This is a genomic window from Nocardia pneumoniae NBRC 100136 (assembly GCF_000308755.1).
Taxonomy (GTDB): domain Bacteria; phylum Actinomycetota; class Actinomycetes; order Mycobacteriales; family Mycobacteriaceae; genus Nocardia; species Nocardia pneumoniae.
This window is the reverse complement of the sequence record NZ_BAGF01000040.1, coordinates 151,323-175,182: the sequence shown is the minus strand read 5'-3', so window position 1 is coordinate 175,182 and position 23,860 is coordinate 151,323. Positions and strand designations below refer to the sequence as shown.

22 protein-coding genes are annotated in these 23,860 nt (G+C 66.7%); 8 read left to right on the top strand and 14 right to left on the bottom strand.

All coding sequences use genetic code 11. The features are described 5' to 3' along the window. Positions 1-153 precede the first annotated feature (153 nt). Positions 154-606 carry a CBS domain-containing protein gene (locus tag ON34_RS11665; protein WP_040778178.1) on the top strand — a complete coding sequence of 151 codons (453 nt, stop codon included), beginning with the start codon at positions 154-156 and terminating at the stop codon, positions 604-606. A gap of 637 nt (positions 607-1,243) precedes the next feature. Here ON34_RS11665 and ON34_RS11655 read toward each other — a convergent pair. Beyond that, on the bottom strand, positions 1,244-2,239 hold the full coding sequence (locus ON34_RS11655) for an alpha/beta hydrolase (RefSeq protein WP_174372029.1): 996 nt from the start codon (positions 2,237-2,239) through the stop codon (positions 1,244-1,246). Positions 2,240-2,875: 636 nt separating this feature from the next. On the opposite strand from ON34_RS11655, the gene ON34_RS11650 reads away from it, so the two are divergent. Beyond that, positions 2,876-3,364, top strand: coding sequence for a hypothetical protein (locus ON34_RS11650; protein WP_157172265.1), 489 nt, complete (start codon positions 2,876-2,878; stop codon positions 3,362-3,364). 11 nt (positions 3,365-3,375) lie between these two features. Here the strand turns inward: ON34_RS11650 and ON34_RS38070 are convergent, their stop codons facing one another. From ON34_RS38070 to ON34_RS11620, 6 genes are read right to left on the bottom strand one after another with little or no spacing between them, the layout of a single operon-like run. Further along, positions 3,376-4,803 carry a HoxN/HupN/NixA family nickel/cobalt transporter gene (locus ON34_RS38070; protein ID WP_051022392.1) on the bottom strand — a complete coding sequence of 476 codons (1,428 nt, stop codon included), beginning with the start codon at positions 4,801-4,803 and terminating at the stop codon, positions 3,376-3,378. A 31-nt stretch (positions 4,804-4,834) separates the two neighbouring features. Beyond that, positions 4,835-5,869, bottom strand: coding sequence for a DUF4331 family protein (locus tag ON34_RS11640; RefSeq protein ID WP_040778169.1), 1,035 nt, complete (start codon positions 5,867-5,869; stop codon positions 4,835-4,837). Between the two features lie 31 nt (positions 5,870-5,900). Then, entirely contained in the window at positions 5,901-6,665 is a 765-nt protein-coding gene (locus ON34_RS11635; RefSeq protein WP_040778166.1) for an SDR family oxidoreductase, read from the bottom strand. 17 nt (positions 6,666-6,682) lie between these two features. Continuing rightward, entirely contained in the window at positions 6,683-7,504 is an 822-nt protein-coding gene (locus ON34_RS11630) for an alpha/beta fold hydrolase (RefSeq protein ID WP_040778163.1), read from the bottom strand. A 30-nt stretch (positions 7,505-7,534) separates the two neighbouring features. After that, a complete protein-coding gene (locus ON34_RS11625) occupies positions 7,535-8,437 on the bottom strand; it encodes an SDR family oxidoreductase (RefSeq protein ID WP_040778160.1) in 903 nt (300 codons plus the stop codon). 57 nt (positions 8,438-8,494) lie between these two features. Beyond that, a complete protein-coding gene (locus ON34_RS11620; protein ID WP_040778157.1) occupies positions 8,495-9,229 on the bottom strand; it encodes an SDR family oxidoreductase in 735 nt (244 codons plus the stop codon). Between the two features lie 240 nt (positions 9,230-9,469). Between ON34_RS11620 and ON34_RS11615 the strand changes: the two genes are divergently transcribed. Beyond that, positions 9,470-10,126 carry a response regulator gene (locus ON34_RS11615; RefSeq protein ID WP_040778154.1) on the top strand — a complete coding sequence of 219 codons (657 nt, stop codon included), beginning with the start codon at positions 9,470-9,472 and terminating at the stop codon, positions 10,124-10,126. Here the strand turns inward: ON34_RS11615 and ON34_RS11610 are convergent, their stop codons facing one another. Further along, a complete protein-coding gene (locus tag ON34_RS11610; RefSeq protein ID WP_040778150.1) occupies positions 10,127-10,501 on the bottom strand; it encodes a response regulator in 375 nt (124 codons plus the stop codon). Positions 10,502-10,700: 199 nt separating this feature from the next. Between ON34_RS11610 and ON34_RS11605 the strand changes: the two genes are divergently transcribed. The 4 genes from ON34_RS11605 to ON34_RS11590 all read left to right on the top strand — a co-directional run bounded on the left by ON34_RS11605 (position 10,701) and on the right by ON34_RS11590 (position 15,589). Further along, positions 10,701-12,989 carry a GAF domain-containing protein gene (locus ON34_RS11605; protein ID WP_245547990.1) on the top strand — a complete coding sequence of 763 codons (2,289 nt, stop codon included), beginning with the start codon at positions 10,701-10,703 and terminating at the stop codon, positions 12,987-12,989. Between the two features lie 236 nt (positions 12,990-13,225). Then, on the top strand, positions 13,226-14,083 hold the full coding sequence (locus ON34_RS38065; protein ID WP_306303640.1) for a phosphotransferase: 858 nt from the start codon (positions 13,226-13,228) through the stop codon (positions 14,081-14,083). A gap of 166 nt (positions 14,084-14,249) precedes the next feature. Further along, complete coding sequence (locus tag ON34_RS11595; protein WP_040778147.1) at positions 14,250-15,017, top strand: 2-phosphosulfolactate phosphatase; 768 nt, start codon at positions 14,250-14,252, stop codon at positions 15,015-15,017. 98 nt (positions 15,018-15,115) lie between these two features. After that, positions 15,116-15,589 carry a hypothetical protein gene (locus ON34_RS11590; RefSeq protein WP_157172264.1) on the top strand — a complete coding sequence of 158 codons (474 nt, stop codon included), beginning with the start codon at positions 15,116-15,118 and terminating at the stop codon, positions 15,587-15,589. 334 nt (positions 15,590-15,923) lie between these two features. On the opposite strand, the gene ON34_RS11585 is transcribed toward ON34_RS11590, so the two are convergent. Together ON34_RS11585 and ON34_RS11580 are read right to left on the bottom strand one after the other, a co-directional pair. Then, positions 15,924-20,423 carry a caspase, EACC1-associated type gene (locus ON34_RS11585; RefSeq protein ID WP_040778141.1) on the bottom strand — a complete coding sequence of 1,500 codons (4,500 nt, stop codon included), beginning with the start codon at positions 20,421-20,423 and terminating at the stop codon, positions 15,924-15,926. Then, positions 20,420-20,806, bottom strand: a complete 387-nt coding sequence (locus ON34_RS11580) for an effector-associated constant component EACC1 (RefSeq protein WP_051022391.1) — start codon at positions 20,804-20,806, stop codon at positions 20,420-20,422. Before ON34_RS11580 ends, ON34_RS11585 begins: the two co-directional genes overlap by 4 nt. A gap of 106 nt (positions 20,807-20,912) precedes the next feature. On the opposite strand from ON34_RS11580, the gene ON34_RS11575 reads away from it, so the two are divergent. Further along, the gene (locus tag ON34_RS11575) at positions 20,913-21,200 is read left to right on the top strand and encodes a hypothetical protein (protein ID WP_040778138.1); all 288 of its coding nucleotides are present in this window, start codon (positions 20,913-20,915) and stop codon (positions 21,198-21,200) included. Here ON34_RS11575 and ON34_RS11570 read toward each other — a convergent pair. From ON34_RS11570 to ON34_RS11555, 4 genes are all read right to left on the bottom strand, one after another. Then, positions 21,187-21,567, bottom strand: coding sequence for a PPOX class F420-dependent oxidoreductase (locus tag ON34_RS11570; RefSeq protein WP_040778135.1), 381 nt, complete (start codon positions 21,565-21,567; stop codon positions 21,187-21,189). The two genes, ON34_RS11575 and ON34_RS11570, sit on opposite strands and share 14 nt — an antisense overlap. A 9-nt stretch (positions 21,568-21,576) precedes the next feature. After that, on the bottom strand, positions 21,577-22,479 hold the full coding sequence (locus ON34_RS11565) for an AraC family transcriptional regulator (RefSeq protein WP_040778132.1): 903 nt from the start codon (positions 22,477-22,479) through the stop codon (positions 21,577-21,579). A gap of 59 nt (positions 22,480-22,538) precedes the next feature. After that, positions 22,539-22,886 carry a DUF4345 family protein gene (locus tag ON34_RS11560; protein ID WP_157172262.1) on the bottom strand — a complete coding sequence of 116 codons (348 nt, stop codon included), beginning with the start codon at positions 22,884-22,886 and terminating at the stop codon, positions 22,539-22,541. 102 nt (positions 22,887-22,988) lie between these two features. After that, positions 22,989-23,750 (bottom strand): SDR family NAD(P)-dependent oxidoreductase, encoded by a 762-nt coding sequence (locus ON34_RS11555; protein ID WP_040778127.1) that lies wholly within the window; start codon positions 23,748-23,750, stop codon positions 22,989-22,991. Positions 23,751-23,860: the final 110 nt, after the last annotated feature.

Below are 23,860 nucleotides of genomic sequence, written 5' to 3'. Positions count from 1 at the left end.
AACGACGTTCAAGATAGCAGGCCGACGGTGACGGCACGCAGGGCCCGATTTCTCGAAGTCGAGGACCAGACGGTGACCTTGTCCCCTACCGCCGAGACAGGATCCGAGTGATGGTCGAGCGGCAACCGACGGTTCGTATCGAGGAGGCTCAGCATGATCACTGCGGAGACCGTCATGCGCCCGGATGTCGAGTGCATCAACGTACGCGACACCATGGACTTCGCCGCACAGCGAATGCGCCAGCTCGACGTCGGCGCGCTCCCCATCTGTGATGGCGAAGGCCATCCGGTCGGGATCGTGACCGATCGCGACATCGTCGTGAAGGTCGTCGGTGTCGGGTTGAACCCCAGGACGACCACAGCGGGAGAACTCACCCAGGGCGCGGAGCAGATGCATACCGTCGACGTCGGCGCCGACATCGGCGCTGTTCTCGCGTGTATGACCGAGTTCCGAATCCGCAGGCTCCCGGTCACCGCTCAGGGCCGGCTCGCCGGCATCATCACCGAGGCGGATCTCGCCCGACAGCTGCCCGAGCATCAAGTCGGCGAATTCGTCGAAGCCATTTGCGCCGCGAATCTTCCGACTCCGGGCCAGCCCGCGTCCTGACCGGCCGCCCTTCACGTCCGCGCCTCGGCGAAGACCGCGGCGGCTCGTGGTCCTGGCTACCGTGGTGGTGGCGATCTCGGCATGCGCCACGTCGATGCCGGACCGGGGAGCGGGCACTGCGACGACGCAGTCGGCGTCCGGAACCGAGACCCCACCGGACGCTGAAGTACCCGGGCGACCAGCGAAAACCGATGCCGGTAGGGCGGCGGGCGCACCATTCCGAATTCCCGCGTTCACCGAGCTCCAAGGCAACCCGATCGTTGATGTCCGGGATCTCGCGGAGAAGGCGAGCCGATGAGTGCTGCGGCTGCGCCGAGGTCGATATCGCGCAGGACGACACCGACACCGTGCGCAGCATTTGCAAATACAGCAGTTTCCTTGGTGGGAAACGCGATTCGACACCGACCGAACAGTCGCCCAACGGGTCGATCATCCTGACACCCGGATCGACACTGACGCTGCTCACCGGGACACTGGCCAACTGGTCGCGCCGACAACGCTGCTGACCGCCGTCCTGTTCTACTTCGGCTGGGCGCACGTCTATTGGTACTTCAACTACTTCGGTGTCGACCCGCTCATGGGGCCGTGCGCGGCTGTCCCGGCATCGCGCGGTGTCGATCCGCGCGGACCCGGCGATTCACTGCGGCAGGCCGAGTCCGTCGGCCAGCACCGGCCATGATTTCTTCAGTGCCTCTTGCCAATAACCCCATGAATGGGTTCCCGTGGGCTGGAAATCGTAGGTCGCGGGAATATCTAGTGCGTTCAGACGGTCACGCATGTTGTGCGTGCACCAATTCACCGCCGCCTCGATGACACCGCCCAACACCAGCTGGTTGAGATAGCCACGCTGCCCTGGCTGGGCATACGCACCGTTGTAAGTGTCATACATGCCTGGGACGCCGGTTCCCGTGGACAGAAACAGACGTATGCCGCGTAGCTGGTCGGCGTGCAGGTACGGGTCGTTGGCCGCCCACATCGGGTCTTCGGGCGGGCCGTACATGTTGTCGGTGTCACCACCGCCCCAGCTCTCCACGGCGAGTTTCACGAACTCGCGACCGATCGGGTCGCTGATCTGCGCGCAACCGCTGTAGGCCGCCACCGCCTGGTACAGGCCGGGTTTGGCGATCGGCAACTGGAGCACCGAAGTTCCCGAGGTGGACAAACCCGCGATGGCGTTCACTCCGGTGGTGCCGAACTCGGCGTCGATCAGCGGCGGCAACTCTTCGGTGAGGAAGGTCTTCCATTTGTAGACACCGAGTTTCGGATCCGGTGCCCGCCAATCGGTGTAGTAGCTCCAGCGCCCACCCACCGGTTGCACGACGTTGACTTCTTTGTCGGCGAGGAACCGCAACACGTCAGTATTCTTCTGCCAGGTCGCGCTGTCCTGACCGCCGCCGCCACCGTTCAACAGGTACAACGTCGGCCGCGGCACCGAACGGTCGGCCGGGCGCAGCACCTTCACCATGATGTCCTGCCCCATCGCCGCGGAATGCACCCGCACCTGCACGGTTCGGTCGTCCTCGGCCCAGGAACCGGTGATAGACGTCGCATCGGCCGTCGCGGGCGATGACGCCGTGACCACCCCTGCGGTCACGGCGAACACCGCCGCCAGGACGACGAGCGCGTGCAACATCGAGCGGCAGACCATTCCGATTCCCGCGCGTACTCTTACCGAATCGACAACAGGCGCGGCGGCACGTCCGGCGTCGACGTCGGAACTTCGTTTCATCGCTTGTTTTCCTCCAACCGTCGCGTCTGTCTACCCGGCACCGATTCAGCTGCTGGACGACGCACAAGCTCCGCCAACGCTAAAGCAGAGGGAGGGGGACGCACTTCCCCGGTTCGATGGGTCTGGATACCTCACGAATCGGCCCGATTGCCCTGGGGGCGCGGCACAAGCAGCGGTAAGATCACGCGTCCGTTCCGGACCGTGAGTGGTCCAGCAACCCGCACTCGCGCGCGAGTATCCACCGCGCACATCGCTGTAACTGAATCTGCCGCGGTTTGGCCACCCGGACTGTCCGCGATTTCGCGTGATTCGGCTCGGCAGGACACGACAACCGCGGTATCCAGAGTTGCATCAAGCACGGCGGGCGCGCCGTGCGCGGGCCGTTGCAATACGCGAGATTTCCGATTACAGCTTGGGCAACAGGCGGGATCGGCGCCCGGATTCTCGCCCGACTCCAGCACGTTGTGGCCGGAACCGCGCACGATGTGCGGCCGCGCGCGCATCGCGCGCACAATCAGCGCCACCACACAAAGTACGGCTATGGAGCGAGTGCGACAGCGCGCGGTCGCGGGCGCCATCTCCGGCCAGCAGCTCAGCGATCCGATCAATCAACTGATGAAGAGCACCACCACCCAATCCAAGCAGCTGCAAGACTCGGTCGTAGAGCAACTCCAGAGCATCGGCGCTCAGCACCCGGAGTGGCCAGACATAATCCTCGCCGTACTCGAGCCGGTCAGCAACCTCCTATACGCCCTGGTGGACAAGAAACGCAACTTGCTCGAATCGCTGGCCTCCAACACCGACCAGCAGGCGGCTACGGCAGACCAATTTTTCAGCGATTCGGCGGGCCGCTTCACCGACGCGTGGGGCCAGATCGTGGGGTGCAACCGGAGTTCACGCCCGGCCATGCCGCAGCAGCCGCGAAAGAGCCGGGCAGTCGGAACAAGCATCCAACACCTAAGACAGTCCCGGAACACTTCTCCGGGATGTCGAATTGCGGTGCGTTTTCCCAGCAGCCCGGTGAAGTGATTCGACCGCCGTTACGTCTTCGAGCAGCCAGTGCAGGCGCTGCTCGAAACACTCGTCGTTGTCGTGTAGAGCGCGGTGTTCGCGCACGGGTGTGGCCAGCCCATGTGCTTCATACAAGGGCGGGACGACACCGCACGGGCTGGCTGATGGCGGTCGGGGCGGACGAGGGCGGCTTCCGGGCCGCGGTCAGTGGGGCGGGCGGTGAAGACGACCTGTTCACCGGCTTCGAGGGTGCGGAAGCCGTGAACAACGATGGCTGTGCAGTCGACCAACACCGCGGGGCCGCCGTCGTCTGGGATGAGGAAGCCGAAACCCTTGGCGTCGTTGAACCAGGACACCCGGCCGCGTCGCCAGCCGGGCTCGAGCAGGACGGGCGTGGACGCGGAGGTCGGTGATCGCGGTTTACGCCGCAGGACCACGACTCCGAGCCAGAGTATGGTGAGCAGGACGACCGTCGCGGGCCCCACCGCCGTGAGATCCACGTCGCTGAGCCGGCCCCACCCGGTGCTGTTCAGGCCCAGCTGAGTGGCCGCCATATGGACCAGTTCCGCCGTGCCGACTCCGACGGCGACCAGCACCGACAGTGCGGTGATGCTCAGGTTGTACCGCAGCTTCCTGGCGGGGTCGGCGTAGGCCCAGCCGTAGGCGAAACGCATGAGAACGCCGTCCGCGGTGTCGAGCAGGGTCATGCCGGCCGCGAAGATGAGCGGCAGCGACAGCAGTGAGTACCAGGGCACTCCCGCGACGGCGCCGCCGGTGGCGAGGACCAGCAACCCGATTTCGGTCGCGGTGTCGAACCCGATGCCGAACAACACGCCGAGAGGGTACATCTGCCACGGCGCGCGAATCGCCTTCGTGATGCGGGCGAGGATCAGGCTCAGCGGACCACGTACCGCCGGGGCGATCTCCATGTGGCGGGTCTGGAAATCCCCCTCCGCGCGGACTTTCCGGTACAACCGCCAGGTGCCGACGAGCATATGGATGTTGACCGCGGCGATCAAGTACAGGAACAGGCCGGACACGCTGGCGCCGATGATGCCGGTCACCCGGTGCAACACCGAGTCGTCGTCCGCCAGCGGCCCGGACAGCGCGTGTGCACCCGACGCCAGCAGGACGGTGAGACCGAGCACCACGGTCGAGTGGCCCAGGGCGAACCAGAAGCCGACGGAGACCGGTTTCCGGCCGTCGTCGACGAGTTTGCGGGTGGTGTTGTCCACCGCCGCGATGTGGTCGGCGTCGAAGGCGTGGCGGAGGCCCAGGGCGTACGCCGTCACCCCGAGCCCCACTCCGAGCGTGGCCTGGGTGGAGGCATGCTGTGACAACAGCAGCCCCCACCCCGCCACGTGCAGCGCGAGGACAGCCGCGGCCATCATCGCGAGAGCGGCGGCCTGCGGGTAGCGCACGCAGACGCCGCGAAGGAGCCGGAATGATACCGCCATTGCCGTTGTCCTCTCGAATGTCGGGTGCCGGTCAGCTGGCGGCCGGGACGTACGGGAACGCCGACCGCGGCTTCGAGGTCACCGATTCCCGACCGATACCCAGGCCGATCGGCGTGTTCGCCGCGGTGGAGAACATGACGTCGGGGGCGTTGTCGGTCAGCGAGCGGCCGTTCCAGGCGAGGAATCCGAAGGTCGCCGTGGTCCCGACCGTGTACGGCAGGATGTTCGGCAGCAGCCGGTCGACGAGCCGTTCGGCATAGTCGCGCGGATCGCTGGCGGTGCCGTAGGCGGCGACGACGGCCGTGATCTCCTTGGTGAGCAAGGTTCCGTATCTTGCGGGGTCCTCGCTGGGAATTCCCGCGTTCAGGTCGTCGCCGAGTTGCTCGTTGTACTGGGTGAACAGTGGGTGGATCATCGGCAGCCCGACCCGGTTGATCGAGCGCCAGCCGCCCGCGTCCGTCGCGAGGCTCGCCACGGCCCACACGCCGATGGCGTGTTGAGTTCCGTTGGGGGCGAGCAGTATCGGATCGGGAAGCTCGAGCACGATCGAGTACACGGTGTGCCCGGCGAACAGGTTCGTCGCGGCCGCCGGAGTCCAGCCGCCGAGATCGAGGCGGGTACCGTCCTGGAAGGCATGGCCCACGGCGTGCAGTACGTCGGGCTCGATCCAGAACGGGTCACCAGCCTTCCCGGCCCAAACCCGGATACCGTCGGCGCCGGAGACTTCCAGATCGGTCTGCCCGTCGGCGACGACGACTCCGGCGGCGAACGGGTCGGCGGCATCGTCCCCGTCGATGCGACAGACCGTGTAGCGCTGGACGCCGTCGTGGTCCCGCTCGTCGAAGACGAATCGGTAGGTCAGATCCTCCACGGCGTCGCCGTGGAGATCGATCTTGAATTCGTACATGCCCTCCGGGTGGTAGCCCGGGACGGGAATGTCCCCGGCGAGGGAGTGACAGACATTGATCACCAGGACCGTGCCGACGTCGCCCCGGAAGACGTAGAGGTCGGTGATATCGAGGCGGACGTCCTGGCGAGCCAGAGGGGAATCGAGATGATGAGACATCGTGTGCTCGCTTTCACGAGTGGGGAAGGTGCTATTTGCCGTGCGGGTCAGCGGCATTGAGGGTGGCGACCACGTGGTCGTAGTCGCCGCGCCGCTCGCCGTACCGGAGGAACTTCACACGTTCGACCTGGATCTCGTGGGCGTCGGGCTGCGTCGCGAGAATGTGCATCACCTCGGAGACGAACTCCTCGAGTGGCATCGCCCAGTCGCTTTCCGCCTGTCCCGGAAGCAGATCCGTGCGCACCGAGGGCGGCACCAGCTCCAGGAACTCGACGCTGGTGTCGGCCAGTTGCAGCCGGACCGATTCGGTCAGCATGTGGATGGCGGCCTTCGACGCGTTGTAGCTGGGTGTGGCCGCCAGCGGCGCGAACGCCAGACCGGAGGACACCGTGACAACGGTTGCCTGCGGCTGGGTTCGGAGGTGTTCGATGAACGCGCCGAGCAGCCGGATCGGCCCCAGCAGGTTCGTGGTGATCACGGCTTCGGCGGATCCGAGGAACGAATCGGGCTGATGCCAGTCCTCGACCCGGGAGATACCGGACATGGCGATCAGGACATTCAGGTCGGGATGCGCGGTCAGCACGGCACGAGCCGCCGCGTCGATGCTCGCGACGCTGGTGGTATCGATCCGGACCGTGCCGATTCCCGGGTGTTCGTCGGCGATCCGGTCCAGCAGTTGCTGCCGTCGCCCGCCGACGATGACCGTATTCCCTCTCGCCTGTAGGCGCACCGCCAGCGCCAGGCCGATTCCGCTCGTCGCGCCGGGGATGAATATGGTGTTGCCGTCGATCTTCATGACGTTGCTCCGTCCGGCTATTCGCTGATGAACGCGAGGATGTCGCGGTGCAGCGCGGCTTGATAGGCGCCGTGAATCCCATGCGGCGCACCGGGATACACCCGCAGCCGCCCGTCCGCGACCAGGTCGATCGCCCGTCGTGCCGTGGCGTCGATCGGCACGATCTGGTCATCGTCACCATGCGCGATGAGAACCGGGACGGTCAACGCCTTCAGATCCGCGCTGAGGTCTGTCTCCGAGAACGCTTTCACGCAGTCGTATGCGGCCGCCAGTCCTACGGCCATGCCTTGGCGCCAGAAGTCGTCGCGCAGGCCCTGCGAGGCCGTCGAACCCTCTCGGTTGGTGCCGTAGAACGGTTCCGAAAGATCGTGGTAGAACTGGGATCTGTCGCGCAGGACGCCTTCCCGGATGGCGTCGAGGTCCTCGATCGGTGTGCCCGCCGGATTGTCCGCCGACCGCAGCATGATCGGCGTGACCGCTCCGATGGTGACGACCTTGGCGACGCGGCCGGCGCCGTGGCGCGCCGCGTAACGCACCACTTCACCGCCCCCGGTGGAGTGGCCGATCACGACGAGGTCGGACAGGTCGAGGTGGTCAGCCAGGGCCGCGAGATCGGCGGCGTAGGTATCCATGTCGTTGCCGGTGTACGTGTGCTCGGATCGCCCGTGACCGCGGCGGTCGTGGGCGATGACGCGGTATCCGGCGTCGGCGAACACCTTCAGTTCGAGCTGCCAGGCGTCCGAGGACAACGGCCAGCCGTGGCTGAGCAGCACCGGGCGGCCGGTGCCCTGGTCGGTGTAGTAGAGGGAGGTTCCATCGGGAACAGTGGTGTAGGGCATGGTTTTCGCCGTTCGTGCGAAAGGGTCGGGTTACAGCGAGTCGTTGTGGGTCAGCAGGTCCGCGATGCCGACTCGGTGGTAGAACTCATGCCGGATCCGGTTGGCGACGGCGGTGACGACCTCGCTGCCGTCGCGGCTGGGGTCGATGTGCGTGCGGAACGGGCGCTCGCCGAACGGAAGGTCGATCACCCGGGCGATCTCGTCGGCCACCGCCTGCGGATCGCTGCCCGGCGGCACGATCTCGGCCAGCCGCCGGTCGAGCGCGACGCGGGTCTCGCCGTACAACTCGTCGTACTCAGCCTCGCGGGCCTTGTCGGCGGGCATCGTCGCGTGCGCGAAGTGGTTCGTGCCGGAGGTGTAGGCGCCGGGGACCACGATGGCGGTGTCGATGCCGAACCGGATCAGTTCGGCCGCATAGCTTTCCGCCAGCGCGTCCATCCCTGCCTTGGCAGCGAAGTAGGGCGCCAGGAACGGCGGGTGACCGCCCCGGGTGCTGGAACTGGCCACCCACACCAGCAGCCCCGAACGCTGCCGACGCAGGTGCGGGAGGACCGCGCGGTTCACCCGCTGGGTGCTGAGCACATTCACGTCGTACAGTTCGGCGAGTTGCTCGACAGTGAACGCCTCGGTCGGGCCGAGCACCATGTGCCCCGCGTTGTGCACCACCACGTCGATGGTCTTGCGCGTCGCGATGATCTCCGCGACGGCGTGATCGACCGACTGCTGGTCCTGCACATCCATTTCGATGCCCTGGATGTCCAAGCCGTGCTCGGCCGACCATTCCTTCAACTCCGCGACCTTGGACGCGTTGCGGCCCGCGGTCTCCCGCATACCCGCGTACACCGCGTGACCGTTTCCGGCCAGCGTGCGGGCTGCCAGCGCACCGAATCCGCTCGATGCGCCGGTGACCAGGACGACTCGTGTTTCCGACATGATGTTCTTCCTTTTTCTCGGGGATGGGAGGTGCTGAGCAAGAGGGAGCGGGCGAGGTCAGGCGGCCCCGCCGTTGGTGAAGATCGTCTGCCCGTTGATCCAGCGCGCCGGTCCGGCCAGAAACGCCACGGCCTCGGCGATGTCGTCGGGAGTGCCGATCCGCTCCAGCGGCGCCACGTGCGCCAATGCGGCGATCTCGTCGTCGGACTTCCCGGCCAGGAACAGCGGGGTGGCCGTGGGGCCGGGCGCGACGGCGTTCACGGTGATGTCACGGCCGCGCAGTTCGCGGGCCAGCACCAGCGTCATGGCCTCGACTGCGCCCTTGCTGGCGGCGTACGCCGAATAGTTCGGGAATTGCAAGCGGGTGACCGAGGTGGAGAAGTTGATGAGCGCACCACCGCGCCGCAGCGTGCGAGCCGCCAGCTGCGACACCACGAACGTCCCGCGGATATTGACGCGGTGCATGCGGTCCAGATCGGCCAAGTCGAGCTCGGCCAACGGGCTGAGCAGCATGATCCCGGCGGTGTTGATCACGACGTCGATGCCGGAGAACTCGGCGGCCACCTCGTCGAACAGCGCGGCCATCCGTACCTCGTCGGCGATGTCGCCGCCCACCGCGATGGCACGGCCGCCTGCGGCCCGGATCGCCGCCGCCGCTTCCTCCGCGCGGGCCGGCTGCCCGGCGTAGTGGATCGCGACCCAGTAGCCGTCCCGCGCCAGGCGGGACACGATCTGTGCGCCGATACCGCCCGTCCCGCCGGTGACCAGTGCGACTCGTCCGACAGTTGCCATTGTGGTTTCCTCCGGTGCGATGCGTGCCGTAGTCGATTGCCGGGCAACTTGGTTCGGTTGTTCCGGCATGAGAGAACTCTCGCCGATCCGGGCGCGCGAGTCGTCACCGCTGACGGCCATCTTCGGGGTGGCTTTTCCGGCGGTGCCACTACCGGCTAGCTGCAATGCGGGATCACCTGGCCGACCAGGAGGCAGGTGCAATATCGTGGCAGGGCCCGATGCGGGCGCCGGGAGGAACGGATGACAGCGGTGCAGGTGGTAGTGGCAGACGACGACGTTCTGCTGCGCGAAGGGCTGGCCAGTCTGCTGGCGCGGTCGGGTTTCGAGGTCGTCGGCCAAGCCGGGGATCCGGAGGAGTTGCTGGCCGTCGTCCGGTCGCACCGGCCCGCACTGGCTGTCATCGATATCAGGATGCCGCCGACGCACACCGGCGAGGGGCTGGACGCGGCCCGCACGATCCGAGCGGAGGCTCCCGAGACCGCGATCCTGCTGCTGTCCGCGCACGTCGATGTCGATCATGCCCTCGAGCTGCTCAACGGTGGTCGCGGCATTGGTTACCTGCTCAAGAGCCGCGTCACCGATGTCGCCGAGTTCATCGACACGGTGGAGCGCATCGCCCACGGCGCGTCGGTCATCGACCCCGCGCTGGTCCAGGAACTCGTTGCCGCCCGGCGACGGGAGGACCCGCTGGCGGCATTGAGCAGCCGGGAACGGGAAGTGCTGACCCTGATGGCTCAGGGTCTGTCGAACGCAGGGATCGCGCGGCAGCTGTGGATCACGGAGGGCACCGTGGAAAAGCATGTGCGCAGCATCCTGACCAAACTCGAGCTGCCCGACACCGCGGATGATCACCGCCGGGTGCGGGCGGTGATCATGTACCTCGACGCCTGCGCGTGATCACCGTCCGGCGGACTCGCCGTCGTGGCCGAGCAGGCGCTGGATCGCCTCGATGGACAACGCGAACTTCGGCAGGAAACCCACCGCGGAACTCTCGGCGATCATGTCGTCGAAATCCTGTTCGGCGTGCGTGGAGATGAGTATCACCGCCGGTGGCGCTTCCGCCGTCCGACGCAGCTGTTCGGCGACGTCGAAGCCGCTTTCGCCGCCGAGATCGATATCCACCAGGGCCAGCTCCGGCCGCGTGGACCGGCAGTGGCGCAGCGCGTCCGCGCCGTTGGACGCCTCGGCGGCCACGGTGAATCCGCCGCGTTCGAGCATGTCCCGCGCGGCACGGCGGAAATCGGCGCTGTCGTCGACGATCAGACAGCGCACAACACCACATCCCAGCTGCTCATACCTCGAGCATGGCAGATCCATGCCGGCCAGGGCATTGGTGCTACCTGGAACTTCCCCGCATGAACGGGGCCGTGACCAGGCAAAGACACCGCTACTATCGGACCATGCAGTGCAGTACGGCCGGAATGTTCCCGCTCTCACGGGAAGCATGGTGAGGTCCCACCACCGGTCGCCGGTGGGGTCCGACGATCGCCGGCCGCCGCCCCATGAACGGCTACTGGCACTGGTCCTGCGCCCCACCGCGCCACCTGCGTTATGGGGACTGCTGACGGCCGCGGCGCTCATCGCCCTGGAGATCATCGTGGTGCAACAGCTTCGCCGCGTGGCACCCGATATGGCGTTCGGCGCGATCTTCCTGTTCGGCGTCATGGTGGTGTCGGCCAGCTGGGGATTCCCGCTGGCGCTGTGCGCCTCGCTGGCCAGCGCCGTGGCGTATGTGTATTTCCACAGCGCGCAGGACGGTGGCGCGATGGTGCCCGCGGTCGTGGTGTTCCTGATTCTCAGCGTGGTGACCAATGTGCTCGTCGGGCAGGCGCGCCTGCGAGCCCGGGAATCCGAGCAGCGCCGCCGGGAAGCCGATCTGGCCGCGGAGCTGGCCCGCCTGGTGCTGCGTGCCGTAGACCTGCCAGGCGCGCTGGCGGCCGCAAGCGAACGGATCACCCAGGTGCTCGAGCTACCGCCGCCGGGTGTGGTCTTGACCACCGAATGCCCTGAGCACACGCACAGCGACCGGCATCAAGTCGTCCCGTTGCGGGACAGCGCGGTAGCAGTCGGGGCGTTGCTGATCCCCCGGACCCTGTCGGCCGCGCGCATTCGACGAGTCCAGCGGATGGTGCCGTCGCTTGAGGCTCTGCTGTCCGCGGCGCGCGATCACGACCGGCTCAGCCTGGCACTGCGATCCAGCCGCAAGGAACTGGAGCGATTCTTCGCGCTGACCTCGGAGTTGCTGGGCATCGGCGACGGCACCGGATTCAGCAGGGTCAATCCGGCCTTCACGCACGTCCTCGGCTACAACGACGACCAGCTGCGGCACTTGCCGCTGACGGACCTCATCCATGCCGACGACCGCGCAAGGACACGAGGCGTCCTCGCCGACGTCCTGGCCAACGACGCAACCGCCCAATGGGAGGCTCGGTGCCTGCGCGCCGACGGCACCGAGCGTTGGCTGGAATGGAGCATCGTGGGCGACCAGGGCACGCTGTTCGCTACCGCCCGAGATGTGACCGAGCGTCGCCAGGAGCAGAACCGGCTCCAAGAGGCCCAGCGGCAACTGGAACACAGCCACGCGAAGGCCAGTGCACTGGCACGGCAGCAGACGGCGCTGCGGCGCGTGGCGACGGTGGTCGCGCGGCGCGCCGATCCGGCGGATGTGTGCCCGCTCGTGGTCACCGAGCTGGCGAACAGCCTCGACATCGAACACGTCTCGGTGGTGCGCTACGAACCACCACACTCCTGCCTCGTCGTCGCGGCGTACGACCACAACGAGGTCGGCGACAAACTGACCGTCGGCGAACGACTGCGGCTCGGCGGCAACAACGTATCGACGCGCGTCTTCGAGACCGGCCGACCCGCCGAGGTCGAGGACTACGACGACCCGGAAGGCCCGATAGCCGACCGGTTGCGCAGGCTCGGCCTGCGATCCGGTCTTGGCGTCCCGATCGAGGTGGACAACCGCCTCTGGGGCGCGCTCGTCATCGCCGCCACCCGGCCGGAGCCCGTCAACGCCGAAAATCGCATTCGGGCAACTGATTTCGCCGATCTGATCGCGACCGCGATCTACAACAGCGAAACCCGCGCGGCACTTACCGCCTCCCGCGCCCGCATCGTCGCTGCCGCCGACCAGGCCCGCCGCGGCATCGAACGCGATCTCCACGACGGAGCCCAGCAACGCATCGTCTCCCTGGGCCTCGAACTACGCGCCGCGGAAGCCGCGGTCCCGCCCGACAACCCCGACCTACGCCGGCAACTCGGCCAGCTGGTCGACGGCCTCTCCCAGCTCTACACCGATCTGCAAGAACTGTCCCGCGGCATCCACCCCGCCATCCTCTCCCGCGGTGGCCTCGCACCCGCGCTCAAGGCCCTGGCCCGCCGCTCCCAAACCCCCGTACGCCTCGATGTCGCTCTGGCCCGCCGTCTCCCCGAATCGGTCGAAGTAGCAGCCTATTACGTCGTCGCCGAAGCCCTCACCAACACCACCAAGTACGCCCGCGCCACGGAAATCCACTTACACGCCGGCCTCACCGACAGCCACCTCGAACTCGGCATCACGGACAACGGAATCGGCGGCGCCACAATGGGCGCGGGCTCGGGCCTGATCGGACTCAAAGACCGGGTCGAAGCGCTCGACGGAACCCTAGAGGTCCTCAGCACCACAGGCACAGGGACGACCATCAGCGCACGGATCCCAGTAGCGGACCTCCCACAGACCGCCGAGCCAACACCGCCGGAACGCGGCAAAGTGTGACCGCCGCTCTGCCCCGGCCGACTGTTCAGCCCGATTTCTCGACCTGCTGACCCGAACGCGGCATGCCCCGGCGCTACCACCGATGAGCACCACCGGCATCGAACGCGCCGAACACCGTACGAAGGCCCGGATGTAGGGCTGGACGTTGACCTTGAAAGCGCTTGGTACTCGAAACGCCCGGCGATCGGGGTTTTCACCGAGACGTTGACGATTTTTCCGATGGCGTCGAAGTCCAGGTGGTGGTAGATGAGTGCGTGCATCCATCCGAATGCGCCGTGACCAGGAGTCGCGGCGGAGTCGGAGCGTCCTGTCCGTGCCACCACGACTTTGCCGTAGGCGTCACGCCAGGCCTCTGCACAGTGGAAGGGGGTGCCTGGGTGCAGGGTTTCCGCCGGGCAGTCCGTGGTGACCGCAGGACCGGGAGTGACGTTGACTTCGCCTGGTCCGGGGCCGGAAGTGGGGACGGTGGATCGTCACCACCTGGGTGCCAGGCGAGCCTGCCGACCGAGCTCCCGTCACCCAGGCGGCGGAGGCTGCCACCACCTTGGCCGCCTTCCCTGACGGCACTGCACCAACCCGCCCCCGAGCAGGCGCCCATCGGCCGGGGCCGCGGAGGGCCGCTGGCTGGCTGTTCCGAGAGGTTCGCCGAGCAGCTGGCGGTGGCCACCGAGCTGGGGCTGATCCCCGATCCCGATGCCGTCCGCGCGGTCTTGGAGGACGCCATCGCCGCGCCCGATTGGGCTGGCCCGGCGCTGTGGCTGCACGGCGACCTGCATCCGGCCCATGTCCTCACCGCGAATGGTGCGATCTGCGGCGTGATCGACTTCGGTGACCTCTCCGCGGGCGATCCGGCTTTCGATCTCGCTGCCGCGTGGATTCTGCTGCCCGACGGTGCCGCCGACCGCTTCCATGACGCCTACCAGCCGGCCCCGGACGCGGCGACCCTGCGGCGCGCCCGCGGATACACGGTACTGCGCGCCTTCGCCGGCATCTTCATCGCAGACGCCGGGGTCCACGGCCGCCCCGGTGGCAAGCCGACATGGGGTCCACCCGCCCACGCCGCACTGCGACGCCTCATCGCGACCCATCGCTGATCAATCGTCTTCCCCAACGCTTCAGAAGACCGTGAGGAGTTCCAGCAGGACGGCGTCAGGGCTGCCCTCCGGATTCCGCAGCGAGTGTGTGTGCTCGCCTGGTCTCTGGCATGTTGGTTCTGCCGTGGCCGCGACCGCAGCGGATGCGCAGAGAGGGGATGCACAGGTGTCGGAATTTCCGGAATGGTCTACGCAGTCGCCGGCCGGTGTCCGATTCGATTGGGGGTTGGCGGGCGCGCGGGCGCTCGGTCCGCGGTGCGCGGCGCTGGTCGTGGTCGATGTCTTGTCGTTCACCACAGCGGTTTCGGTGGCGGTCGAGGCCGGAACACGAGTTCTGCCGTATCCGTGGCGCGACGGGAGCGCCGTGGGATTCGCTGCCGAGCACGACGCGAAGCTGGCCGTCGGCCGCCGGGCCGTGTCGGAGCAGCAGCCGTGGTCGCTGTCTCCTGCCGCGCTCAGACGCGCGCCCGCGCCGGCGCGGCTTGTGCTGCCGTCACCGAATGGATCGGCTATTTCCGCTGCTGTCACCAGGATTCCGGTGATCGCCGCATGCCTTCGTAACGCCTCCGCCGTTGCGGGCTGGATTGCCGGGCAAGGCTGGGGAACCGTCGAGCAACCCGTCGCGGTGATCGCCGCTGGCGAACACTGGCCGGGTCGAGACGTGCTGCGGCCTGCGGTCGAGGACTGGCTCGGCGCCGCCGCAGTGATCGCCGCGCTCGCCGAACACGGCGCCGGGGCGCTGTCGCCGGAGGCATCGGCAGCTGCGGCGGGGTACGGCGCCGTGGATGATGCTCGCGCAGTGGTGAGTGACTGCGCTTCCGGCCGTGAACTGGCTGCGGGCGGGTTCGGCGCTGACGTCGCTGTCGCGACCGAGCTAGAGACCAGTCAGGCCGTGCCGGTCTTGGTCGATGGGTGCTTCGTCAACGCGTCGTGACTACGGCCGCCGCCCTGCTTTGCCATTCCTCGCACGGTCGGCAGACGACCCTTTTCCGAACCGGCCTGCTAGTAATGGTGCGGTAGCCTGTGGCGGCCATGAGCAGTCGCGATGAGGTCACGCGCCGAATCGATCAGGTGTTCGCTGGCTCGCTGCCGCTCGCCGAGGACGAACTTGCACCGCCGAGCATCGACGCACCGTACGTCATCGCGCATTTTCACGGCCGCTCGCGGGCGGACATCGACCGCTCGAGCTTTCTGCCCGGCCTGCACATGGAAGACTTCACATACATGACCGCGCAGGCCGTCGAGTACTATCTCCCGGCGGTGCTGAAGCTGATGCTGATCGAACCGTACGACTTCGAACTCTGGATCCATCTCAGCAGCTTTCTCGGCAGTGCGCGACGAGACGACGAGACGACCCTGCGCGGCCTGCGCCCCGCACAGCACGCGGCGATCGCGGATTGGATCGAGCTCCTGTCCCGCGAGATCGACGAGGGAATCGGATTCGACCGCAAAGACGCCGCGAAGCTGGCGCGGCTCTATCGGCAGCTCGCGAACGCCGCGACCTAGCCAGGCGCTCCCGCGCCCGCGTTCGGCGGATGGTCGTTTACCGAACACCCACCTGCACCTGAGGATTCGGACGATCGGGCAGTGACCGGGCCGCAGGGACACCGCCATCGGCCCCGATCTGCTCGCGCAGGATGTCACCGTGGCCGGGTTTCCGCAGGTCGATCTCTGTGGTTAGCGCATGTGCCCCCTCGGGACACAAAACTTGGCAGTATGCCTCAGAAATCGTGTCCGGGCGTCGTCTTGCCGCGCCGTGACTGGCGCACCGCCCGCGCGGCACGCACGCGGCCGCTGTGAGCGCGACGTCCCACGCCGCGGGTTGGCGGCTTCGAACTGTTCAGTTACAGGTCTCACGGTATGGCTGGTTGACCACGAACGTGTTCCACGTTTCGCGATCCATTCCTCCACCTGCCAGCTGACATGCGAGAGAAGTCGGGTTGTCGAGCAGGTCGACAAGGCGGCTGAGATCCCAGCGCTGGAGGGTGCTGTCTGCGCCGATGGTGTACAGCGTCCGGCTATCCGCGCTGAACGCGAGGCGTGTGATCTCACCGTTGTGAGCTTGGATCGAGCCGCCCAGCCGAAGCGGTCCGTTGTCGCTGATGAACCACGCCGACAGCGTGCCGTCGAATCCGGCAGTCATCGCGATCCGGCCATCGGGGTCGAAGCCGATCGCTGACACGGGAGATGTGTGCGCGGGCATCGGCAGGCTGCGCCTGTGCGCGTAGCGCCGGTATTTATCGTCGCGTAGCGGTTCCCACAGGGTCAATGTGCCATCCATTCCTCCGACGGCCAGGGTTCGACCTGCCGGGTCGAACGCGACAACTGACCCTTCGGAACCAGGACCAGATAGTTCGTAGGCGCCGCTGCCTGCGATCGGGCCGACCCCGTCCGCAGGCCACAACTCGATCTGGCCCCCGATGGGACTCTCGCCTACCAGGTCTGTTGCTTTGATGCGCGCCATCGCGCGTGCCGGCAGGCTGACAGCGATCGGACGGTGGTAGTACGGCCAAGGGTTGCCCATCGTAATGGCGAGTTCGGCTGTGCTGATGTCCCATTCCACGACATACTCGGGGTCGGACACCAGCAGTCGGGCGCCGTCGGTCGTGAACGTCAGACCGGTGATCCTCCGGAGGGTTCCGCCACGTGGTGTCGCCAGACGCGACGGATGCCGCGGGTCTGCGACATTCCAAATCTCGATCACCGCACTGTCAGGTGGGCGCCCTCCGCCGATGGCCAGCAGTGTGCCGCTTTCGTCGGCTGCGAGCGCAGTAACTCCGTCCTCGGCGCCGGTGTTCAACGTTGCGAGCGGTTCTCCGGTTGTGGTCCACAGAAGGACCTGATTCGCAGGTCCGTTGGTCGCCACCCAGAGCCCGGCCGAAGCCAATGCCTTGCCTGACGCTCCCACAGCCGACTCAGCCTGTCGCGCCACCGCCCATTGCAGTGGTCGCATCGTCCACAGCGTCGAGCGCTGCCACGTTTCTCGGACTACCAGTCGCTGTCCATCCGGCGCGAATAGCAGGTCCCCGACTTCGCTTCCGGCGGGAGTGGTCCCCGTTCGCTTCAGTACCGTTCCTGTTACGTCCCATAGTTCGACAGCGCCCTTACCGGCGTGCACAGCCAAAATCGAACTGTCCGGGCTGAAGGTCGCAGCGGATGCTCCGGCAAGCGGGCCACCGAGCGGCGCCGGGCGCGCAGGATCGGATATATCCCACGGTTGACAGCCCCCTGTCGCGCATATCGCCGCGAGCCGACCGTCAGCGCTGATGTCGATGCCGGTGACCTGGTTCGGATCGAGAAGGTCGTTGTACGGGCGCTGCAGCGACAGCGGGATAGTGGTCAACATCTGTAGCCGCCCCACCGTCGGGACCTGGAACACCCGCGGCGGATCGTTGCCTACCCCGACCAGCAGCAGGCGGTCGTCGGAGCGCAGGGTCAGGTGTTGCACAGGCGCGTCGACCGGCACCGGATCGCCGAGCCGCCGCGGCCTGGTGGGGTCGCTGAGATCCCAGTAGCTCACCATCCCCTTCCTGGTCCCGGTCACCAGGCGCGAACCGTCCGAACTCAGTGCGGCCGCCTCGGTCGGTTCATCGTCGCCGAACTCCGGACCGATCGGGCGGCCGTGCCTGGGGTCGGTGAGATCCCATATCCGCAACCCGCCGTGCGCCTCTGCGGTGACGAGAACACGGCCATCTGAACTGAGTGCTGTTTCGGTAAGTTGCTCGGTCCCGACGAGTTCCCATTCGCCGTCCGCGTGTGCCGGTGCCGGACCGCCGAGCGGCCAAGACATGACCCTGTTTCTGTCGTCACCGCTCATGCCGCTCCAGACAGTGAGCGCTCGGGTGCCGTCGCCGGAGAACCCGATCGGCCGCCCGAGCATGGCTCCCATGAGCGATGTGGTCATGATCGCGTCGGCCAGGCTCGCACGAGTTACCGCATCACTCTCGATGCGGTAGGCGGCAATTCCGAGCTGAAGCGCCCGCCGCGGATCGGTGGCACGTACCGAATCGGCCTGCGAGACGAGCAACCGCGTTGCTGCGACTCGCAGCTGCTCCTGGAGTTCGGTTGCGTACGCCTGTGATTCCTGTGTCCGATCGACCGCGATTCCCCCGGCGCTCGCGGCGACCATCGAAACGATCACCAGCACCGCCGCCGCTACTTTCAACCAGCGGTTCGACCGTCGCAGTCTGCGGTTCTGCAGGCGTTCGCGCTCCCGTTGCGCGCGCTTCCGGCGCGCCTGCTCATGCTCGTCGGCGGAGCTGGCATCGAGAAACCGTCGCTCCAGCTCGGTCATTTCTCGGCCGCGTGTGTCAGCGTCGCGCCAGAGCTGCGCCTCTGTCAGGGCTCGGCCCCGGTACAGCGCTCCCGGATCGAAGTCCAGCAACTCCCATCGCAGGCTCGCGTCTCGGATCTGCTGCCCGCGAACAAGGTCCATTCGATCGCTGTCGATCCATTTGCCCAATCGGGGCCATGCCCGCAGCAACGCCTCATGAGCGAGCGTGGCATTGTCGGCGTCTATGGTCACCAACCGCGCTCGAGCGAAGGCGTCCAGCACAGCACGGGCCGGGCCGCCTTGCTGGAACCTGGTCAGCGGCACTTTGGCCCTGGTGTGGTCGGCGGAGGTACCTACATTGACCATGAGAGGAAGCACTCGCCGGGCGACTTCGCGCGCTTCCGGATCCAGCGCTTCGTAGATCTCCTCGGCCCGCCGGCTGATCGCCGTCCGGATGCCGCCCTCGGCGTCGTATCCGGCCACAGTCAGCTTCTTCCCGCTGCGGCGGCCCCACGTCAGCATCAGCGCGTAAGACAGCAAGGGCAGGGCACCGGCGGGGTTCAGCTCGGTGTCGTTGGCGCGCAACTCACGCAGCACTACGCCGACCAGCTCGGGCTGCACCATCAAACCCTCGGCCTCGGCAGGCTTTTCGATCGCCTCGGTCAGCTCGGCATCGGTCATCGGTACCACCAGGCTGGTGCTCGTACGGAGAGCGGTGACCAGTCCTGGATACCCCAGGCAGTGATTGTAGAAGTCGGCGCGCAACACGAGGACGACCACCGCATTGTCGCCGGCACCTTCTTTCGCGGCCGCCGAGCACAGCGCAACGATGAAGTCCCGTCGTTCGCCTTCCTTCGAGGTGGTGAAGAGTTCTTCGAACTGATCGACGATCAACATGGTGCGGCTGTCGTGGCCACGGCTATTTCGTGCCGCGGCTACCAGATCGGCAACGCTGGGTGGCTCAGTGTTTCCGTCGAGCCCCAGCGCTGCGGCCAACTGCGCCAGGGGCTGCTCATCCGGTGTGAACAGCCGCACCCGCCAGCCGCTCGATCCTGGCAGCACCCCCTTCCCGAGCCTCGGGACGACGCCGGCGCGCAGCAGAGAGGACTTTCCGGACCCGGAGGGACCGAGCACCATCAGCGGGCCGCCCTCGTCGACTTTTCGGCCGATGGACTCGACTACCTCGTCGATCGCATCGGAACGTCCGAAGAAATAGCGTGCGTCGCCGGATTCGTACGGCTCCAATCCGCGATAGGGGCAGATCGTGCCGTCATCCGCCACCACAGGTGGCGGCTTGTCACCGCCCTTTCCGGCGCCGGACGCAAGACCGACGTTCGGTGCGAGGATCAACTGAGCCGACGAGTCGCTGGCGAACTGTCGCGGGCGCGGATATCCGCGCTGCGGCAGCCGCCGATCGAGGCATTCGTAGACGTCGGCCAGGCTCAACCATGGTCGACGCGTCGGATCTCCGGTCTCGAGCAGCCGTAACAGTTCTCCCGTGAATCCCGTGTACGTGTCGCCGGGCTTCGCCAAGGCGGCCTCGCTGCGCGCCGCCGCGGACATCACGTAGGCGCCGCGCACCGCGGTCGCGATGAATGGATCAGCGGCGGTCGCACTGGGGGCACCACTCGCTCGCCCCGCGAAGCAGCAATCCAGTACGACCACCGTTGTCGGAGCCTTCGACCTCCTCACCTCCTCGCGCACAGTCGCGTAGGACAGTGCTCGATAGGTGAGTTCGTCGACCAGGCTGATGGTGCTCGTGGTCGCGAGGTACAGCTCTCGATCCGGACCGATCAGACCGTGCCCGGTGAAGTAGACGAACAGCACGCTGGTCGCCTCTCTTGCCGCCTCGGTGACAGCGGAGCCGAATTCTGTCGGGTCGGCGGGATCATGAAGAACGCGAATCGCATCCGGATTCGCGCCGCACCGATCGACAAGCGCAGCTGCCAACGCGTCTACCGACCTCGGTATCGCAGGAATCGAGGGCAATTCGGTTCCCGAGTGGTGCCCGGTGCCCACCAGCAGGACACGGGCACCCTCAGCCGCGAGTCCGCGCGGGTCGGTCATCGGCCAGGGTCGCGACCAGGATCCAATCGCGTTGCCAAGTCGCTGGAAAGCTGCATCACCTGCTCTGGCGACAGCCCCCTCATGTTCCGGGCGTCCACCTCCAGAGCGGATCCGTCCGCACCGGTCATCTTCACCACCACCGATGCGGGTCGCGTGCGTATCCAAGCGACGACCGCGGTGACCAATGCGCCGGCGACAGCTGCCGCACCACCTTGGCCCAATGCGACGATGAGCACCTCCTCCACCGCGCCGAGTTCACCTTCACCGAGCGGGGCCGCCTGACGCCGAACTGCACCGCGCAGTTCGTCGACATCGACCAATTCCTCTTCCAGAGAACGCAATTCATCGATATCGTCCGATGTCACCGCGATGATCAGTTCCATACCAGCCTCGACATTCCAGCCGCCGTCGACCCATCGGGATCATCATCCATGAACCCGGGGGAAGTAAACGCGGTTCAGCGATATCGCCGGGAGTATCCGCTGTTCGATGGACATGCGGCAGCGGCTCACCTGTCCACTCGGCCGCGCCGCTCTGCTGATGCAACGCCGAGTGCGCAACGCTTCAGCGCGCGCCCAGCCGCGTGGGCACCGGATCGCGGAAGGGGCCGTATTGCACTGTGTCAGCCCGGCTTCCACCGGCAACTCACCCGACACTCCCAAGCGGAAGACGCGCACCTTCCTGGTTCGATGGGTCTGGGCACTGGGCACCTCACGAATCGACCCGGTCCTGCTGGGGACGCGGCACAAGAAACTGCGCGGGGTCAGGCTGCGGTGATCTCGATGCCGATGGTGTCGCTGCGGCCGCGCCGCAACCAGCTGCCGAGCGTGGCGATCCAGCCCTGAATCCCGTAGCGTCGCCGGATCAGACGGCGTGCCGCGTCGCTGCTGGCTTGGTCGAGCACGACGGCGGTGGCGTTGACGATTTCGCCGTGCGCTTTGCCTCGGAGGCTGCACGGTTGCAAGGTGACAGCTGGGTTGCGGCGGATGCGTTTTATCTTCCAGGAGTCGGCGTTGGACGCGACGTACAGCTTGCCGTCGCCGAGTGCGGCCCACACAGGGCTCGCGACCGGTGACCCGTCCTTTTTGAAACTGGTCAGCAGTACGTAGCGTGCTGCGCCTACCGGGCCGAAGGGGTTGTCCATATCCGTGACCTATCCGGTGAGGGGGTTTTCGTCGGCGCTGCGTGTGGCGAAGATGATCGCGTCCTGGCTGGGGGGTGCGCCGAAAAGGCGGCGGTATTCTCGGCTGAACTGCGACGGGCTGTCGTATCCGACGAGGTATCCGATATTGGCGACGTCTTTGGGGTTTGCCGCCAGGAGAAGCCGGGCCTGGTTGAGTCTGATCTTTTTCTGGTACTGGATGGGCGTCGTGCGGGTGACGGCCTGGAAATTCCGGTGGAAGGCGGAGGAGCTCATGCCGGTGAGCTGGGCCAGGTCCTGCACCTGGAACGGCTCTCGATAGTTTTCCCGGATCCATTGCACGGCTTTGGCGATCGGCGAGAGTCTGGGGTCGGACAGGCCGATCCGGCGGACGACCGCGCCGTGCTCGCTGGTGAGCAATCGCCACACAATCTCCCGCTTGATCAGCGGTGCGAGCACGTCCCGATCACGCGGCTGGTCGAGCAGGCGGACCAGTCGCACGGCGGCGTCGAGCAGTTCCTGCGACGCGACGCTGAAGGCGACAGCGGGAGCCGCGGTGTCGTTGTCCGGCAAGGTGCCTGCGCCTGCCTGCAAGAGCATCTCGGCGACCTGCGAGGGCTGCAGCAACAGGCACAGTCCCAACACCGGCCGTTCCGGGGTGGCTTCGAGGAAACGACACTCGAGCGGTACGGCGGTGGAGGCCACCAGGTACTGCCCGGCACGGTGGTCGTACACCTGCTCGCCGTACGCGAGGCGTTTCGCGCCCTGGGCGATCAGCGTCATGCGTGTACCGGCCATGGACGGTGGTGCGGGCAGTACCGACTCCTCCCGCCCGACCAGCAGGTCCTGGATAGTCGTTGCCCCGTCGTCTCGTGCGTGGCGGGCCAGCAACACGCAGAGCTCGTCGAGCAGCATGAGCCGGAGTTTAGTGCGCCGGGATGAACAATTCCCAGGTAGAGCGCGTTGCCCCTCGCTCATCCCAGCGCGTGTGCGATGACGATGACGCATCCGAGGACAAATTCCAGGGCGGCGAAGGAGAGGAATTCCGCCGGCCGGATGGGAAGGCCTTTCCGGGCCAGGGAGAGCACCCGCCCGGCGAACCCGAGAAAGATCGGCACGGCCAACAGATAGATCAGCGGACCGTTTTCGTGATCGCGGATGGTGATCCCCGCCCAGAGGAACATGGGTGCCCAGCCGATGTAGACCCCTGCCATGAAGCGGTGGATGTGGTCTGCGGTCGCATCGCCCCCGCTGGCTCCCTGTACCAGCTGCAGACCGGCTCCGGCGACGATTATGGCCGCCGTCAGCAGCAGACACACCATGACGGTGATGTTGGACGCAGTGAACGATGTGTCGGCAGCAGCCAGCGTGAACCCATGCTGATTCATCATTGATCCTCTCGCGGCGGAGTCGGTTGGTGGTATTCAGATCTGCTCGGTGGGACGTACGAGCAGCTCGCCGACGGCCACGTGTCGAGGGCGGGTGACTATATAGCCGACGGTATCGGCGATGTCCTGGCTCTGGAGCCGGTCGATGCTGCCGAAGGCGGCGGCGATCTGCTGTTGAACGGCGGGATCGTTGTGGTCGCGCAGTTCGGTGTCGACGCTTCCGGGCTCTACCACGGACACGCGTACGTGCTGGCGTGCCAGTTCCTGGCGCAGCGCCTCGCTGAACGCGCCGACCCCGAACTTGGTGGCGCAGTACACCGCCGACATGGCGAACGCGCCACGACCGGCGAGCGAGCCGATGTTGACGATGTCGGCGACCCGACGCGGTTCCTGAGCAGCGGCCTCGACCAAGTACGGAACAGCAGCGTGGGTGCAATACATCAGGCCCATGAGATTGATGTCGACCATGCGCCGCCAGTCCTCCAGATCCGCGCCCGGGGCGGGTCCGAGCAGCATGAGGCCAGCGTTGTTGACCAGGATGTCCAACTGGCCCAGGCCCGCGACCGTCTTGTCGACCGCCTCCGCGGCGGCAGTCGGATCGGTGACGTCAGCGGGCACGACCAAGGCACGGCCACCCGCGCCGGTGATCTCCGCGGCCAGATCGGCCAGCCGGTCCTCCCGCCTGCCGACCACGGCCACCGCCGCACCGTGGCGGGCAAGCTCCAACGCGGTCGCACGACCGATACCGCTGGAAGCTCCGGTGACCAGTGCGACAGTTCGGTGCAGACGGCGGGTCATGATTCAACGCCCTTTCGAATCAATCGGGTGTAGTGGCTACGGACGATTGATTCAAGCACCCTGACCTGCGGAAACGATAGAACAATGCTCGCGTGCGCTTGCACGATCCT

Bases quoted from the DNA above. Each gene is read 5' to 3' on its own strand.
- ON34_RS11665 (WP_040778178.1), top strand. From the start codon at position 154: ATGATCACTGCGGAGACCGTCATGCGCCCGGATGTCGAGTGCATCAAC.
- ON34_RS11655 (WP_174372029.1), bottom strand. From the start codon at position 2,239: ATGTTGCACGCGCTCGTCGTCCTGGCGGCGGTGTTCGCCGTGACCGCA.
- ON34_RS11650 (WP_157172265.1), top strand. From the start codon at position 2,876: ATGGAGCGAGTGCGACAGCGCGCGGTCGCGGGCGCCATCTCCGGCCAG.
- ON34_RS38070 (WP_051022392.1), bottom strand. From the start codon at position 4,803: ATGGCGGTATCATTCCGGCTCCTTCGCGGCGTCTGCGTGCGCTACCCG.
- ON34_RS11640 (WP_040778169.1), bottom strand. From the start codon at position 5,869: ATGTCTCATCATCTCGATTCCCCTCTGGCTCGCCAGGACGTCCGCCTC.
- ON34_RS11635 (WP_040778166.1), bottom strand. From the start codon at position 6,665: ATGAAGATCGACGGCAACACCATATTCATCCCCGGCGCGACGAGCGGA.
- ON34_RS11630 (WP_040778163.1), bottom strand. From the start codon at position 7,504: ATGCCCTACACCACTGTTCCCGATGGAACCTCCCTCTACTACACCGAC.
- ON34_RS11625 (WP_040778160.1), bottom strand. From the start codon at position 8,437: ATGTCGGAAACACGAGTCGTCCTGGTCACCGGCGCATCGAGCGGATTC.
- ON34_RS11620 (WP_040778157.1), bottom strand. From the start codon at position 9,229: ATGGCAACTGTCGGACGAGTCGCACTGGTCACCGGCGGGACGGGCGGT.
- ON34_RS11615 (WP_040778154.1), top strand. From the start codon at position 9,470: ATGACAGCGGTGCAGGTGGTAGTGGCAGACGACGACGTTCTGCTGCGC.
- ON34_RS11590 (WP_157172264.1), top strand. From the start codon at position 15,116: ATGAGCAGTCGCGATGAGGTCACGCGCCGAATCGATCAGGTGTTCGCT.
- ON34_RS11585 (WP_040778141.1), bottom strand. From the start codon at position 20,423: ATGACCGACCCGCGCGGACTCGCGGCTGAGGGTGCCCGTGTCCTGCTG.
- ON34_RS11580 (WP_051022391.1), bottom strand. From the start codon at position 20,806: ATGGAACTGATCATCGCGGTGACATCGGACGATATCGATGAATTGCGT.
- ON34_RS11575 (WP_040778138.1), top strand. From the start codon at position 20,913: ATGGACATGCGGCAGCGGCTCACCTGTCCACTCGGCCGCGCCGCTCTG.
- ON34_RS11570 (WP_040778135.1), bottom strand. From the start codon at position 21,567: ATGGACAACCCCTTCGGCCCGGTAGGCGCAGCACGCTACGTACTGCTG.
- ON34_RS11565 (WP_040778132.1), bottom strand. From the start codon at position 22,479: ATGCTGCTCGACGAGCTCTGCGTGTTGCTGGCCCGCCACGCACGAGAC.
- ON34_RS11560 (WP_157172262.1), bottom strand. From the start codon at position 22,886: ATGGTGTGTCTGCTGCTGACGGCGGCCATAATCGTCGCCGGAGCCGGT.
- ON34_RS11555 (WP_040778127.1), bottom strand. From the start codon at position 23,750: ATGACCCGCCGTCTGCACCGAACTGTCGCACTGGTCACCGGAGCTTCC.